The 13,923-nt window shown below is 59.5% G+C and carries 14 protein-coding genes; 8 read left to right on the top strand and 6 right to left on the bottom strand.

Annotated features, from left to right (window positions below):
* Window positions 1–18: 18 nt before the first annotated feature.
* Complete coding sequence (locus ACO06L_RS19955; protein WP_202347159.1) at window positions 19–591, bottom strand: histidine phosphatase family protein; 573 nt, start codon at window positions 589–591, stop codon at window positions 19–21.
* Window positions 592–875: 284 nt separating this feature from the next.
* On the opposite strand from ACO06L_RS19955, the gene ACO06L_RS19950 reads away from it, so the two are divergent.
* The 7 genes from ACO06L_RS19950 (at window position 876) to ACO06L_RS19920 (ending at window position 9,202) form a co-directional block, all read left to right on the top strand.
* The gene (locus tag ACO06L_RS19950) at window positions 876–1,328 is read left to right on the top strand and encodes a YaiI/YqxD family protein (protein ID WP_202347158.1); all 453 of its coding nucleotides are present in this window, start codon (window positions 876–878) and stop codon (window positions 1,326–1,328) included.
* Between the two features lie 102 nt (window positions 1,329–1,430).
* A complete protein-coding gene (locus ACO06L_RS19945; protein ID WP_064227172.1) occupies window positions 1,431–3,233 on the top strand; it encodes an ABC transporter ATP-binding protein in 1,803 nt (600 codons plus the stop codon).
* Between the two features lie 68 nt (window positions 3,234–3,301).
* Window positions 3,302–4,075 (top strand): ABC transporter ATP-binding protein, encoded by a 774-nt coding sequence (locus ACO06L_RS19940; RefSeq protein ID WP_202347157.1) that lies wholly within the window; start codon window positions 3,302–3,304, stop codon window positions 4,073–4,075.
* Entirely contained in the window at window positions 4,065–5,000 is a 936-nt protein-coding gene (locus tag ACO06L_RS19935) for an ABC transporter substrate-binding protein (protein ID WP_202347156.1), read from the top strand. The genes ACO06L_RS19940 and ACO06L_RS19935 overlap by 11 nt, the downstream gene beginning before the upstream one ends.
* Complete coding sequence (fhuB, locus tag ACO06L_RS19930) at window positions 4,990–7,020, top strand: Fe(3+)-hydroxamate ABC transporter permease FhuB (protein WP_202347155.1); 2,031 nt, start codon at window positions 4,990–4,992, stop codon at window positions 7,018–7,020. The genes ACO06L_RS19935 and fhuB overlap by 11 nt, the downstream gene beginning before the upstream one ends.
* Window positions 7,007–7,828: a (2Fe-2S)-binding protein gene (locus tag ACO06L_RS19925; protein ID WP_064227169.1), complete on the top strand. Its 822-nt coding sequence runs from the start codon at window positions 7,007–7,009 to the stop codon at window positions 7,826–7,828. The genes fhuB and ACO06L_RS19925 overlap by 14 nt, the downstream gene beginning before the upstream one ends.
* Before the next feature lie 252 nt (window positions 7,829–8,080).
* Window positions 8,081–9,202, top strand: coding sequence for a PQQ-dependent sugar dehydrogenase (locus ACO06L_RS19920; RefSeq protein ID WP_202347154.1), 1,122 nt, complete (start codon window positions 8,081–8,083; stop codon window positions 9,200–9,202).
* On the opposite strand, the gene ACO06L_RS19915 is transcribed toward ACO06L_RS19920, so the two are convergent.
* The gene (locus ACO06L_RS19915; RefSeq protein ID WP_064227167.1) at window positions 9,196–9,609 is read right to left on the bottom strand and encodes a GFA family protein; all 414 of its coding nucleotides are present in this window, start codon (window positions 9,607–9,609) and stop codon (window positions 9,196–9,198) included. The genes ACO06L_RS19920 and ACO06L_RS19915 overlap by 7 nt on opposite strands.
* Window positions 9,610–9,730: 121 nt before the next feature.
* On the opposite strand from ACO06L_RS19915, the gene dkgB reads away from it, so the two are divergent.
* On the top strand, window positions 9,731–10,540 hold the full coding sequence (gene dkgB / locus ACO06L_RS19910) for a 2,5-didehydrogluconate reductase DkgB (protein WP_064227166.1): 810 nt from the start codon (window positions 9,731–9,733) through the stop codon (window positions 10,538–10,540).
* Here the strand turns inward: dkgB and ACO06L_RS19905 are convergent.
* The 4 genes from ACO06L_RS19905 to ACO06L_RS19890 all read right to left on the bottom strand — a co-directional run bounded on the left by ACO06L_RS19905 (window position 10,509) and on the right by ACO06L_RS19890 (window position 13,590).
* A complete protein-coding gene (locus ACO06L_RS19905; RefSeq protein WP_202347153.1) occupies window positions 10,509–11,186 on the bottom strand; it encodes a DUF6064 family protein in 678 nt (225 codons plus the stop codon). The two genes, dkgB and ACO06L_RS19905, sit on opposite strands and share 32 nt — an antisense overlap.
* Window positions 11,183–11,983 carry an aldo/keto reductase gene (locus ACO06L_RS19900; RefSeq protein ID WP_227715884.1) on the bottom strand — a complete coding sequence of 267 codons (801 nt, stop codon included), beginning with the start codon at window positions 11,981–11,983 and terminating at the stop codon, window positions 11,183–11,185. The genes ACO06L_RS19905 and ACO06L_RS19900 overlap by 4 nt, the downstream gene beginning before the upstream one ends.
* 330 nt (window positions 11,984–12,313) lie before the next feature.
* Entirely contained in the window at window positions 12,314–13,084 is a 771-nt protein-coding gene (locus tag ACO06L_RS19895) for a glutathione S-transferase N-terminal domain-containing protein (protein ID WP_202347152.1), read from the bottom strand.
* A 32-nt stretch (window positions 13,085–13,116) separates the two neighbouring features.
* Window positions 13,117–13,590 (bottom strand): sterol desaturase family protein, encoded by a 474-nt coding sequence (locus ACO06L_RS19890; protein WP_064227163.1) that lies wholly within the window; start codon window positions 13,588–13,590, stop codon window positions 13,117–13,119.
* Window positions 13,591–13,923: the final 333 nt, after the last annotated feature.

The raw sequence follows: 13,923 nt of genomic DNA, 5'->3' as shown, positions 1-13,923 counted from the left end.
GGGCACAGGATTATACCATCAACGCCCGGGCGAAACCCTTGCCAGAACTGTTGGTGTCTCGGACAGAGGCAAGGCAATGATCACTCCCTCATTGGACGATGGGAAAATATCGGTCAGAGCCGTGACATTCACCTGGTGCGACACCATGATCACCGGCGCACCTTCCTCCAACTGATTCACCAGAGAAATCGTCTGCCGCGTCTGAGTCGGCCCGTCACCACGATTCCGGAAAAACGAATTCAGCGACGGCCACTCGGTCACCTCACCCATGTCCATTCCGGTAGCGGTATCCATACAGCGACACCACTGACTGCTGAACACCCGCGCCTCGGTAATACCATGGTCCGCCAGAAACGGCTTCCACGCCCGAGCCTGCTCCCGGCCGGTATCGTTCAAATTTCGCTGAGTGCTGCAATCGTTAATATCAAAGTTACCCGGGTCCCCGCCCCCCGGCGCCAATGCATGGCGCAGCATCAGAACAGCCCGTCCGTCTCGCAGGGCGTCCCAGGCTTCTTCGTTGTTATCGGCAGCCACGGCCGGTAACGAAAACAGAAGGGCTAACAGGCCTGAAAATAGAATTCGGCTAATCATCTCCGACACCTCTCTTAGAAATATGGTCGCGAGTCTTTGCTTTCGCGGGTCGACCTCTGGAGCTCGACAGAGGCATTGGGGGTGCCCTTCCAAAAATGTTGAAGGCCAGGGATGGCCTGAAACAAGCGCACATGGACGTGCTCGTAGCGGTTTTTGGAAGGGCGCCCCCAATGCCTCAGCCACCAAAGCCGAGAACCACGAAAAGATACGCGGATCCACCCTACCAAGCTCACAACAACAAAAGGTAAACTCCCAGCAGAGCCAAGCCAAAAGAAGGAACCACCATGCCAATCTGGGTCGACGCCGACGCCTGCCCCGTTCCAATCCGGGAAATCATCTGCCGCGCCGCCACCCGCTGGCAAATCGACACCACCTTCATCGCCAACCACGCCATCACCCTGCCCCCGAGCCCCTACATCAAGCGCCGGCAGGTCCCCCAGGGCTTCGATGTAGCCGACAACGAAATCATGGACCAGATGCACGAAGGCGATCTCGTGATCACGCAGGACATCCCCCTGGCCGCCGAAGCCATTGAAAAAGGTGCCGACGTCTTCAACCCCCGCGGCCAGGCCTTCACCAAAGAAAACATTCGCCAGCGCCTGGCCATGCGCAACTTCATGGAAGAAATGCGCAACGCTGGCCAGGTCACCGGGGGGCCAGCTCCCTTCAGCCAGACCGACCGCAAGGAATTTGCCGACAAGCTTGACCGCTGGCTGCAAAGAAACGCACGCAGTTGATAATGATTCTGTTTTAAAACCCGGACAGATCCGCTACCCTTCCCGCCTTATTGATTGCAGGCTCAACGCGGGCCTGCCTGATTCACGGGAGAGAAGCGGAGTATGTCCTCACACAGCCACCAAACCACCAGCAGTTTTGCTGCCCTGGCCCGCCTGCTCAGATACGCCCGGGGCTATCGCCGACAGATCATCGCCGCCACCACCTGCTCCATCATCAACAAACTGTTCGATATCGCCCCGGAAATACTGATCGGTGTCGCCATCGATGTGGTCGTCAACCAGGAAGAGAGCTTTGTCGCTGGCCTCGGTTTTGAAACCGCCCAGGAACAGATCACCATTCTGGCCGTACTCACCTTCTTCATCTGGGCCGGCGAATCCCTGTTCGAATACCTGTTCCAGATTCTCTGGCGAAACCTGGCCCAGCGGCTGCAGTCGGACCTGCGGCAGGATGCCTACGAACATGCCCAGCGCCTGGACATGAGCTTCTTCGAGGCCCGTAGCTCCGGTCAGCTGGTGGCCACCATGAACGACGACGTGAACCAGCTTGAACGCTTCCTCGACGGCGGCGCCAACGCCATGATTCAGGTGCTGGTGACTGTTGTTGCCGTCGGCGCCGTATTCTTCGTGCTCTCGCCACTTATTGCGCTGCTGGCATTCACGCCCATTCCACTGATCATCTGGGGCGCGTTCTACTTTCAGCGCAAAGCCGGGCCATTGTATGCCGATGTCCGTGAAAAAGTGGGTGACCTGTCCAGCCGGCTGGCCAACAACCTGGGCGGCATCGCCACTATCAAGAGTTTTACTGCTGAACAGCGGGAAGCCAGGCGCCTGAAAGAGAGCAGCGAAGCTTACGTGGAGGCCAATCGCCGGGCCATCCGTATCAGCTCGGCCTTTATCCCGGTAATCCGGATGGCCATCCTCGCCGGCTTCCTGGCCACCTTCACGGTTGGCGGCATGATGGCCCTCGAGGGCAGCCTGAACGTGGGTGCCTATGGTGTACTGGTGTTCCTGACCCAGCGACTGCTCTGGCCCCTGACAGGGCTTGCCGAGGTCATTGACCTGTTTGAACGTGCCATGGCCAGCACCCGTCGGATTCTGGACCTGCTGGCCGAACCCGTGCACGTGCGTGACGAGGGAGGCAAGGCTCTCGAGGAACCGGTAAAAGGCGACGTTGAGCTGGAGAAAGTAAGCTTTCACTATCCCTCCAGCGGTGCCGGCATCCGGGATATCAGCCTGACCGTGCCAGCCGGCAATACGCTTGCACTGGTTGGCGCTACCGGTTCCGGTAAATCGACTCTGATCAAGTTGCTGCTCCGGTTCTACGACCCGAGCCATGGCGAAATCCGAATCGATGGCCAACCCATTCGGGACCTCAGCCTGAAATCCCTGCGCGGCGCGATCGGGCTGGTGAGCCAGGATGTCTATCTGTTCGAGGGCACCATTCGGGAGAACCTGGCCTACGGAAATCCGGCTGCCAGCGACGCGGAAATCACCGACGCTGCGAAAACCGCGGAAGCCTGGTCCTTCATCGAAGCCCTCCCTGAAGGCCTGGATACACCGGTCGGTGAACGGGGCGTTCGCCTTTCCGGGGGACAGCGCCAGCGACTGTCCCTCGCACGTGCGCTGCTGAAAAATCCGCCGATCCTGGTGCTTGATGAAGCCACCAGCGCCGTGGACAACGAAACAGAAGCCGCCATCCAGCGGTCACTGAAGCGCATTGGCCATAACCGGACCGTGATCATGATTGCCCATCGACTCTCCACGATCGTTGATGCCGACTCCATTGCGGTGATTGAAGGCGGCAAAGTGCTGGAACAGGGAACCCACCGGGAGCTGCTGGACCAGGATGGCGCCTACGCCAACCAGTGGCGGGTACAGACTGGACAGATTCAGGCCGCCGTTTAACGCAATATATATTGATAGTGATTCGCATTTAAATTATCCTGCAGGCCCTCAGTATTCCGGGAGCCTGCATGCCTGTTTTTTTTGACGTTTCCAGTCTCAATGTTCGCATTGGCGACACCGCCATCCTTCAAAACCTGAACCTCGGATTCGTTGAGGGTGAGGTAACCGCCCTGCTCGGGCATAACGGCTCCGGCAAGTCCACCCTGCTCAAGGTGCTTGCCCGCCAGCTCGCACCGTCTTCTGGCGAAGTACAGCTTCTGGGCAAATCCTTCCGGAGCACAGGCGCCCGGGAGTTTGCCCGCAGCGTGGGCTATTTGCCCCAGCATCCGCCGGGAACCGACGGATTGACGGTCCGCGAGCTGGTTGCACTTGGGCGCTACCCCTGGCGCGGACCGCTGGGACGTTATAACGAGGAAGACCACCGGCTGATCATCCGGGCCATTGAGGACACCGGACTCGGCCAGTTCCAGCATCGCTCTGTCGACACCCTCTCAGGTGGTGAGCGCCAGCGTGCCTGGATTGCCATGCTGCTGGCCCAGCAGACCCAGTGCCTGCTTTTGGATGAACCCATTTCGGCCCTGGATGTAAAACACCAGGTTGAAACCCTGCGCCTGGTCCATCGTCTCGCCGAACAGCGGGATCTTACGGTTGTCGTGGTTCTGCACGATGTGGATCTTGCAGCGCGGTTCTGCGACCGCCTGGTCGCCCTTAAATCCGGTCAGCTTGTCGCCGATGGCAGCCCCCGGGACATCATGGACTCCGGCATCCTGGAATCCATTTATGGCGTGCCCATGGGCGTAATGGAGCGCGCGCCCGGGCAGTGGGTGTCCTATGTTCACTAGGTCTGAACGCTGTTGGCGATACGGCGCGGCTCTGCTGTTGAGCCTCGTGCCGGTCTTTTCCAGTGCCGCTAGCTGGCAGCACGAACAGGGAACCCTGACCCTCGATAAAACGCCGGAACGGGTGATTGCTCTCAACTGGGCCGCCACCGAGGCGCTGCTGTTACTGGGTGTCACTCCCATCGGCGTTGCCGATCGCGATGGCTATAACGTGTGGGTCAAGGAACCGGAACTTCCCGAGGGTGTGGCCAACATCGGCACCCGGGTGGCACCGAGCCTGGAAGCCATTGCCGAGCTCAAACCGGATCTGATCGTCACCAGCTCCGAGATGGCTCCTGCGGCTAACCTGCTGGAGCGCATTGCGCCTACCTACGTTGTCAGCGTTTACAAGCAAGGCTCCCGACCGTTTGAAAAGGCCAGCGGCATGCTTACAACGCTCGGTGAGATACTGAACCGGGAGGAGCAGGCAGAGGCTGTTCTCAACGACATCGACCAGACCCTGCAGGCTCAGCGCCGTCGTCTGGAGAATGCCGGCCTCACGGACCGACCGGTGGCGCTGGTGAACTTTCTGGACGACCGACACGTTCGCGTATACGCACCCAACGGCCTTTTCCAGAGCGCCCTGAACGCCCTTGGCCTTGAGAACGCCTGGCCCCACTCCGGGAATTACTGGGGGTTCTCGGTCGTCGGGCTTGAAGCACTTGCGCCCTATCAGGACAGCCGGATCGTTGTCATTTCTCCGACCCTGCCCAGGTTGTCTGACACCCTGGCCAACAGCCCTTTCTGGACCTACCTGCCGCCGGTTCAGCGCGATCAGGTGTACCAGATTGATCCGGTCTGGCCGTTTGGCGGGGTCTTCCCGGTAAAGCGACTGGCAACGTTACTCGCTGATGGTCTGCTGGCAGGAGGTTCAGACAATGTACGCTGAATCCACATACAGCCCGGTCGGTCGCCCATCCCTGCCCGCAAGGGTGCCGGTGGCTGCGGCACTGATCTGGTGTAGCGCGTTTCTCGCGAGCGCGGCGCCCTGGTTTGGTCAGCTCGATGCCGGCGCCCTCATCGCCGCCTTCTGGACGTTCGAAGCCAATGATTACGCATCGGTATTGGCGCACTACAGCTGGGCACCCCGTGTCGCCATTGCTGTCCTCATTGGCTGTGGCCTTGGCCTCGCCGGCGCGGTTACCCAACAGATCCTCGGCAATCCCCTCGCCTCGCCCACAACCCTGGGCGTGGAAGCCGGCGGCCAGTTCGGGGTAACAGTCGCGACCATGTTCTTCCCCGGGTTGCTCGCCTTCAGTCAGGACCTGGTGGCGGTTTCCGGCGGGCTACTGGCAATCGGCTTGGTTATCGCGCTCACCTGGCGCCTGGGCTTTTCTCCGGTCACCGTGATACTGGCCGGGCTTGTGGTCACCTTTTTCCTGGGCGCCGTGAACATGGCGTTCCTGTTACTCAAGGGTGAATGGCTGGGAAACCTGTTTATCTGGGGCGCGGGCTCCCTGGTCCAGAATAATTGGCAGCCGTTAATGGAACTCTGGCCCCGAGTACTGGCGCTGGGCGTGTTAATGGTCCTGTTGATGCGCCCGCTTCAGGTCATGCAACTGGGGCAGACCTCTGCCCGGTCCCTTGGTGCCAAGGTCGGTCTGATTCGGGTGCTGGCGCTGTTTCTGGTGGTTTTGATGAGTGCCACCGTGGTCAGCCGGGTTGGTGTCGTGGCCTTTATCGGTCTCGCGGCACCGGTGCTGGCACGGCTGTTGGGCGCCCGTACCCTGTCTGAGCGCCTGATCTGGAGCAGTCTCCTGGGCGCGGGTCTGCTGTTACTGGCGGATACCCTCGCCCACTGGGCATCCACCCGGGGCGACGGATCACTGGTGCCAACTGGCACAACCACCGCCCTGATCGGCGGACCGATTATTCTGCTGGCCCTGCAGGGTTTGAAGAACACCCATCATATGCCGGGGCAAGACGACAGCCCCGCCGGTTTCCTGCCAAAAAGGCGTTCCACCCCTGTGATTGGCGGAGCCATAGCCGCGCTCCTTCTGAGCACCATTGGCATCTCCATGGGGTGGTCCCCGGGCCTGGAGGAATGGAGCTGGACTCCGATCGCCCAGTGGCACGAGGCGTGGGTCTGGCGCGGCCCCAGATTACTGGCAGCCATTCTTGCGGGCGTGGCCCTGGGCCTTGCGGGCACACTGATCCAGCGTATGACAGGCAATCCCATGGCCAGCCCGGAAATGCTCGGCATCAGCGGCGGCGCGGCGGTGGTTATGGTTCTGATCGTTCTGTTCGGTGCCGATATTGGCCGGGCAGGACAGCTGGGAGCGGCCACCCTGGGCGCCGCAGCTGCCCTCGGTTTGTTGATCATGCTGGCCCGCAAGCACCGGTTTGCCGGCAACCAGCTCCTGCTTGGCGGGCTCGCCTTATACGTGTTCATGGACGCGGGCCTTCGACTGGTCATGGCTTCCGGTGGCACGGTCGCCTCGCAGCTTCTCAACTGGATGTACGGTTCCACCTGGCTGGTCTCGGAAGCCGAGGCCCTGGGGCTTTTGGCGCTGATCGTGCTGATTTCAGCTGGCCTTCTGGCGATTATCCGACCCCTGAGCATTCTTCCCCTGGGAGAAACATCGGCCAGCTCACTGGGCTTGCCGGTGACGAAAGTCCGCCTGATGTTGCTTCTGTTAGCAGCGTTGCTGACCGCTTCGGCGACGGTCGTGATCGGCCCACTGAGTTTTGTGGGCCTTATTGCACCCCACCTGGCCCGTGTTCTGGGCCAGCAGACCGTTGGGCGGCAGCTCGTTGTTGCTGCCCTTGCCGGCGGTCTTCTGCTCGGCATGGCAGACTACCTGTCCAGGATTGTGGTTTACCCCAACCAGCTTCCGGCGGGGCTTCTGGCAGCCCTGGTCGGTGGCCTGTATTTCCTCTGGGGGCTGAGTCGCCATGGCAGAGCCTGACCCTAAGCCCGGGCTCGGCCAGTGGGCCCGGGAATACAGCCATCTTCTGAGCCAGTCAGGGCTGGATCGGGAATCGGTTGTGAACGAGGCGCTGCAACCCGCTGTCGGTGCGCGAAGCGGCCTCTTTTCTCTGGCCCAATGCCTGGAGCAACCGTCGCTACTACTCAGCCAGGTTGGCATCGAATACCCTGACAACGCCGGGCCCCGGGCCGTGCGCGCGTATATTTCTGTGCTTCAGCAGGATCTGGCGCTGAGCGTTATTGCGCCGCTGACCCTGAGGCTGTTCCGCGACGGCCACGCGCCTTTACCGGATGCCAAACGAATCTTCCTGGCTCCGGCAGACCACCCGAAACAAACCGTATCCCGTTGGTATCAGCTGCCGGGTGGCGAGGGTGTTGATGAAGAAACGTTTGTCAGATCAGCAGGAGCTCTGACAGCTGAGTGGTACCCTGTCTTCCGGCGCCAGTTGGGAGTCAGCCCGGGCGCCTACTGGAGCAGTACAGGTCTTGGACTGGGGGCGCCGTTTTCAGCCGTGTGGAACCGGGTCGACCCGCAAGCGCTTTGCCAATTGGCGCAAGGCTGGCTGGAGCAATTTCAAAACGATGCAAACCAGTTTATTGGCTGGATTCCTGCGGTGTTCGGTGAGCAAGCCACGGCAATCCCTCAGCGAAAGGGGTGTTGCCTGAAATACCTGCTGCCGGAGGGCGGTTACTGCGGTACCTGTGGCGTACATCGCAAGGAACGACTCGCTGCACTTACGCCCCAAAAGCAGACGACAACGCCAGGCCAATGGCAACCAGGCCGATAAGCACACCGGCACCTGCCGCAAGCTTCAAACCTTCGATCATTTCCTGTTCGGGTGCCATTCCCTTTCCTCCCGTTTGACGAAAACCAAGTTAATTTCACTTTAATGCGAATGCTTATTATTTGCAACAGGAGATCAATGATCCGTAATGTGTCCGGAGCCCTATACTCTTGGGGGCGGAACCAAGCCTCGGCGAAGCCCGCTTCAACTGCTACTCTGAATGTTCTAATGGCACCGGTAAGAACGGAGGCTTCAATGGGTAATCTCAAACACCTTGTCCTGACAGGCAGCTTATTGCTGGTTGCCGTTCCCGGCATGGCGAACCAGACCTTTTCCTCCGATAAAGCGGATTTCCGCCTGGAAACCGTAGCGCAGAATCTGGAACACCCCTGGAGCCTGGCATTTATGCCGGACGGCTCCATGCTGGTGACAGAGCGGGAAGGACAGCTGCGAATGATTCGGAACGGCTCGCTGGTAAATGCCCCCATCAGCGGGGTACCCGAGCTCGTGGTATCCGGCCAGGGCGGATTGCTGGACATTATCCTCCATCCGGACTTTGAGCAGAATCAGTTACTGTTTCTGAGCTATGCCCACCGCAACCGGGAAGGCATGACCACCCGTGTTGCCCGCGCCCGGCTGGAAGAAGACCGCCTTACGAATGTTGATGTCATTTTTGAAGCTCTTCCCCGCTCCAACACAAGTCGGCACTTCGCGGGCCGCATGGAATTCGACCGGGACGGCAATCTCTACGTCTCGGTCGGCGATCGTGGCGACATGGATCGCGCCCAGAACGACGCTGACGATGCCGGAGGTGTTCACCGAATCACAACCGACGGCGCCCCGGCGCCGGGCAACCCGTTCCTGGACACCAGCGGCGTCAACGATACCTTTTATACAACCGGCAACCGCAATATCCAGGGCATGACCATCCACCCGGAAACGGGCGAGATCTGGAGCCACGAACACGGCCCCCGGGGTGGCGACGAAATCAACATCATCCGGGCAGGCACCGATTACGGATGGCCGACAATCACCTACGGCATCGACTATTCGGGCCTGCCCATTACTGACAAAACCAAGAAGGAAGGCATGGCCCAGCCACTGCATTACTGGGACCCGTCCATTGCGCCCTCGGGCATGGCGTTCTATACCGGAGATCTGTTTCCGGAATGGCAGGGGGACCTGTTCGTAGGCGCACTCAAAATGCGCAAGCTGGTTCGCCTGCGCATCCAAGACGGTGAGGTGACGGAAGAGGAAGATCTGTTGACCGGTCTCGAGGAGCGAATCCGCGATGTGCGCATGGGCCCCGATGGGGCACTCTGGCTGCTCACGGATTCACCCCGCGGCAAGGTTTACCGGATGGTGCCGGCTCAGTGAGGGTCGTTGGTTCTCTCAGTCTTTTCGAACTGCGGCAGTTCGTCGGTAATCTCGAACCAGTCGGACTTTGAACCAACGAAGACGTGTTGGGCCGGCCCCTTGCCCAGGGGTTCGTTGATGCAACCGACTCTGAGCCGGAGAATCCCGGGAATGGCATCAACACGGCTGTAGAGCTGGCTGCCGCAACGGCTGCAGAAACCCCGGTACTTGCCGGGGCGTGATTCGAACTCGGTAATCCTGTCTTCGCCGGATACGAACCGGAACCGCACCTTCTGCACCGGCGCGCTGGCCGAGAACGCACTTCCGTGGGCACGCCGGCACTGGTTGCAGTGGCAAAGGGCCACCGGGCCGAGCGGGCCGTCGTATTCGAAACTGATATCGCCACACAGGCAACGACCGGTGTACATGGTCCGGGCCTCACTGCTTCTGGTCACTGGTTAAGTCACGCGCGATGATACCCGCGGGCCACTTGAAGAACCAGTCTGCCGGCACCACTTTAGAAACACATGATTCGCTAAGGAGGACATTATGTCATTCAGCGCACTTCCGAAAATCGGCATGGGAACTTTCCGGCTCAAGGGCAATGACGCCCGTGACGCCGTCAAGAGCGCCCTGTCCCTGGGCTACCGCCATATTGATACCGCCCAGATGTACGAGAATGAAGCGGAAGTTGGCGATGGCATTACCTCCAGCGGCATTCCGCGCCGGGAAATTTTCCTGACCACCAAAATCTGGTTTGACCAGCTGCACGCCAGCGACCTGATCAACAGCCTGCACGACAGTCTTGCGCGGCTGAAAACCGACCATGTGGATCTGGCCCTGATTCACTGGCCATCGCCCGGCGATGAAGTGCCCATGAAAGAATATCTTGGTGCCCTCAGGGATGCCCAGCGCGAAGGGCTGGCCGAGCACATCGGCATTTCCAACTTCACCTGCGCCCAGATGGATGAGGCGAAAGAGATCCTGGGCGACACACCCATTTTCACCAACCAGGTAGAGGTGCACCCCTTCCTCGCCAACCGCAAGGTCGTGGAGCATGCGCAGAAGCTCGGCATTACCGTTACTGGCTATATGCCGCTGGCAGTCGGCAAGGTGATGGAGGACGAAACACTGCAACGCATTGCCGGTGAGCGAAACCTGACGCCGGCCCAGGTGGCTATTGCCTGGGTGGCATCGAGAGGCGTTGTGCCCATCCCTTCGTCCACACGCCCGGGACACCAGAAGGCCAACCTGGAGGCGCTGGAGGTTGAGTTGAGCGAGGAGGAAATACGCGCGATTGACGAACTCGACCGTAACGAACGCATCGCTAATCCGGACTTTGCGCCGTCCTGGGACTGAGCCAGGAGCCTGCACCCACCAGAAACAGCGTAGCCACAGGGGCGACCAGCAACCACCAAGCTTGCAGCACCCAGAACATGGCCGCGCTGAACAGACTCCACAACACCAGCAGCGGCAGGTAAAGCCAACGCCAGGGCCCGGTTATCACTGCAACAATCAGGGCACCGGCCGCTGCGGTGGTTCCGGGCGCGATGCCAAACAGCGCGAGCGCCTGCCACTGGCCAGACTCCGCTACGGCCAACCAGGGCAAACCACAAACCACGATCAGCCAGAGGGCAACAAATCGGCCAGATGGTAGCGCGGCCTCACGAACGCCACCGGAAAACATCGCGGCGGCAAGCAGAACCCCTTGCGCCACAAAGGCCCAGCCAAACCAAACCGCCGGCCAATTAATGGGGCCGAAATAGCCCACCAGAAAGCCATAGCCACTGACGACCCAGGCAACCGCCATCAGCCCGACAGCCAGACGCCGTTCGAACCGCCCCTGCCTGAAAAGCAGAACAGGAATGCCAATGGCAGCAACCACCGCCAGCACCTGCCAGGGCCAGAGATCCTGGTTGATCCGAACAAACAGCCGCAGAAAAACCTGCGGCCCGAACATCACGAAATCCTGCAGCGAGTAGCTCAGCCAATCCGCGCCACTCACAGAGACCCCACGTAATCCGCCATCCGCTGGCGCTGATCGGCATCCGGAAGCGCCCCATAGAGTGCGCCCATGTTCTCCTTCATATGCTCGACCTTGCTCGTGGCCGGAATGGCACAGGTCACGGCCGGATGGGAAATGATGAACTTGAGAAAGAACTCTGCCCAGTTGCTGACACCGGCCTCCCCGGCCCAACCCGGTAGCGGCTCGGACTGGAACCGGCGAAACAGCGAACCACCCTGAAACGGCCGGTTAACGATCACCCCGATGCCCCGCTCCCGGGCCAGTGGCAGCAACCGATCCTCAACCTCGCGATCCAGAACGTTATAGGTCAGTTGCACGAAATCCAGCGGTTCCCGCTCCATGATCTGTGCAAACTCCCGGTGCCGCCGACCGTGGGAAGTGGTAATGCCGATATACCGAACCTCACCGTTGGCCTTCATCTGCTTGAGGGTTTCAAGATGCCCTTGCCAACCCAGCAGATTGTGCACCTGCAACAGATCGAACCGTTCAACACCCCAGCGCCTGCTCGAACGCGCCGCCTCCGCCCGGGTTTCTGATTCATCGCCGGTCCAGATCTTTGTGGCGGCAAAAATCCGGTCGTGGGCGTCCAGAGAGTCCAGCGCTTCACCCATGACATCCGCTGCGCTGCCATACATCGGCGAGCCGTCCACAACGGTTCCGCCCAAATCGAAAAAGGTCTTCAAAACCCTGGTACGCTGCTGAACCAGCTGCGTGTCGCCACCCACGTTGAACGTAATCCAGGTGCCCATACCGATCGCAGGGATGGATTCGTCCATACCGGGAATCCTGCGCATGATAGGAGATGAAGCAGCGTTTCCCGACGTGTTTGCAAAAAGCATCGGGGATTTGAGAGCAATTCCAGCCAGGCCGGAACTGATAAGAAACTTCCTTCGCGTGATCCGATTCGCCATATCGGCTCCCCCACTGACATAAATTTCAGTGCGAATAGCACAATGCCCGAACAGCGCGGGTGGGTCATCCCTTCTCCAGCCCGTGGAGGGCCATGGATGGCCCGACCGAGCCTACATGGAAGTATTTACGGCGTGTCTGGAGAAGGGATGACCCACCCGGGCGGCAGCTACATGGCTGACAGTCTTACCAACAAATCAGTTCCCGTAGTGAGCATCGAGATATTTCAGAATGCGGGCAGACTCGAACAAGCCCTCCCCGGTATTGGGGTCTTCAAGATAAGGCACCTGAACCCGCTTGTGCACCTGGAAAAACGCATCCCGCTTGCCACCGGGAATCGGGGTATAGGGCCCTGGTTTAATGCGCTGCTTCGCCGGCCCGATTTCAGTCCAGTGCTCCTTGCCTAGATTATGCAGGGTATACGGAATTTCCAGTTCACAAAGCCGCTCACGCACCAGCCGTGAAAACGGGCTGCCCTCGAAACTCCAGAGGTGCAAAGGCTGCTCCGGACGCTTGCCATGGCTGACCCTCAGCCCCCGCATGGCGCTGGTTACCGAGGCTACAGAGCCCAGGACCGGCTGCCAGACCCGACCACGATAGTAGGACGGTACCGACCGGCCGGCATATTGCCGGAACAGATACTCGATGATCTCCTCGGATTCGTACATGACCGTGCCCGTGTTCTGGTCCGCCAGCAAAGGGAACTGTTGCCGACCTCCCAGCGCCTCCGCCTGGGCCCGGAAAATCGACCCGCCCTTCGGACAGGGCCGGATTTCCACATCCAGATTAAGGGCAGTCAGGGCTTCACGAACACGACGGCAGTACGGACAGCCCTCCATGTCATAGAGCACGATCGGCTTTTCCGGCTGTGGCACGTTTTTGACCACCAGGCAACCGCGCCAGGCGGTCAGCGACGATGTAGCGACCGAGCCCAGCACGTGGACGTTATGAGACAGCATATTCGACATAAACAAACCTTCTGTTGGAGACCACGCCATTATCACGCAATCTGACGATTTTCCATTGGCTCCCGGGTGCCCATGATGTGGTCAAACCAGGGCTTCGTCACGCACCAGTTGGCGTTGGGGTTTGGTCCCATGTGGTGATCATAGTGCCAGGGTAGGTTCTCCCTCGCCCAATCCGGATCCAGATGTGAGCGCTTATGGACCCGGTAGTAATTCCAGGCACTGTAGTAGAGGGTGCCTACGAAGAATGGTGCCACAGGCAGCAGTGGAGTGACTGCTGCAGCCCCCGCAACCAGTGCAGCCACCTCTTTGGTTTGAGCGTTCCAGGTCAGGGGCGGATTGCGATAATCGTCATCGAGGAAGCCATTTCGACGCACATTGCGATGATGATCATGCCAGTGAAACGACCAGAAACTTGCCCGGTTCCGGCCCAGTTCATGAAGAACGTGTTTATGGAATACCCATTCCACGGCATTCGCAGTCAAAAGACCCAATGGAATACCGATCATGTTGCCCTCCTTTCGTTGTTTTCGGAACACTTGGTTACACACTATCTAGGAAACGCCCTTTTCGGTCCCAATTCCATGACCCAGATGCCGGAAAAAGCAGCCGAAAATCTGATAACAGGGTCATTGACAACCAGAAGGTTAATTTTTGTCCACCTAACTCCATGATTCGCAAGGGCACTTACATCGCGTCACAAAAATTCAATACAAACAACGACACTACTGCCATTTTTTAACGTCATGTAGAGCTTTTCTGCATAGTACAAACGGCCAGGATGGGCTATTGTTGAAGTATAAGAACTCACTGGACGGTGATGATGGTTATCAAGGGTATGC

Source organism: Marinobacter sp. (assembly GCF_965229985.1).
Taxonomy (GTDB): Bacteria; Pseudomonadota; Gammaproteobacteria; order Pseudomonadales; family Oleiphilaceae; genus Marinobacter.
This window is presented reverse-complemented; position numbering and strand designations above follow the sequence as displayed.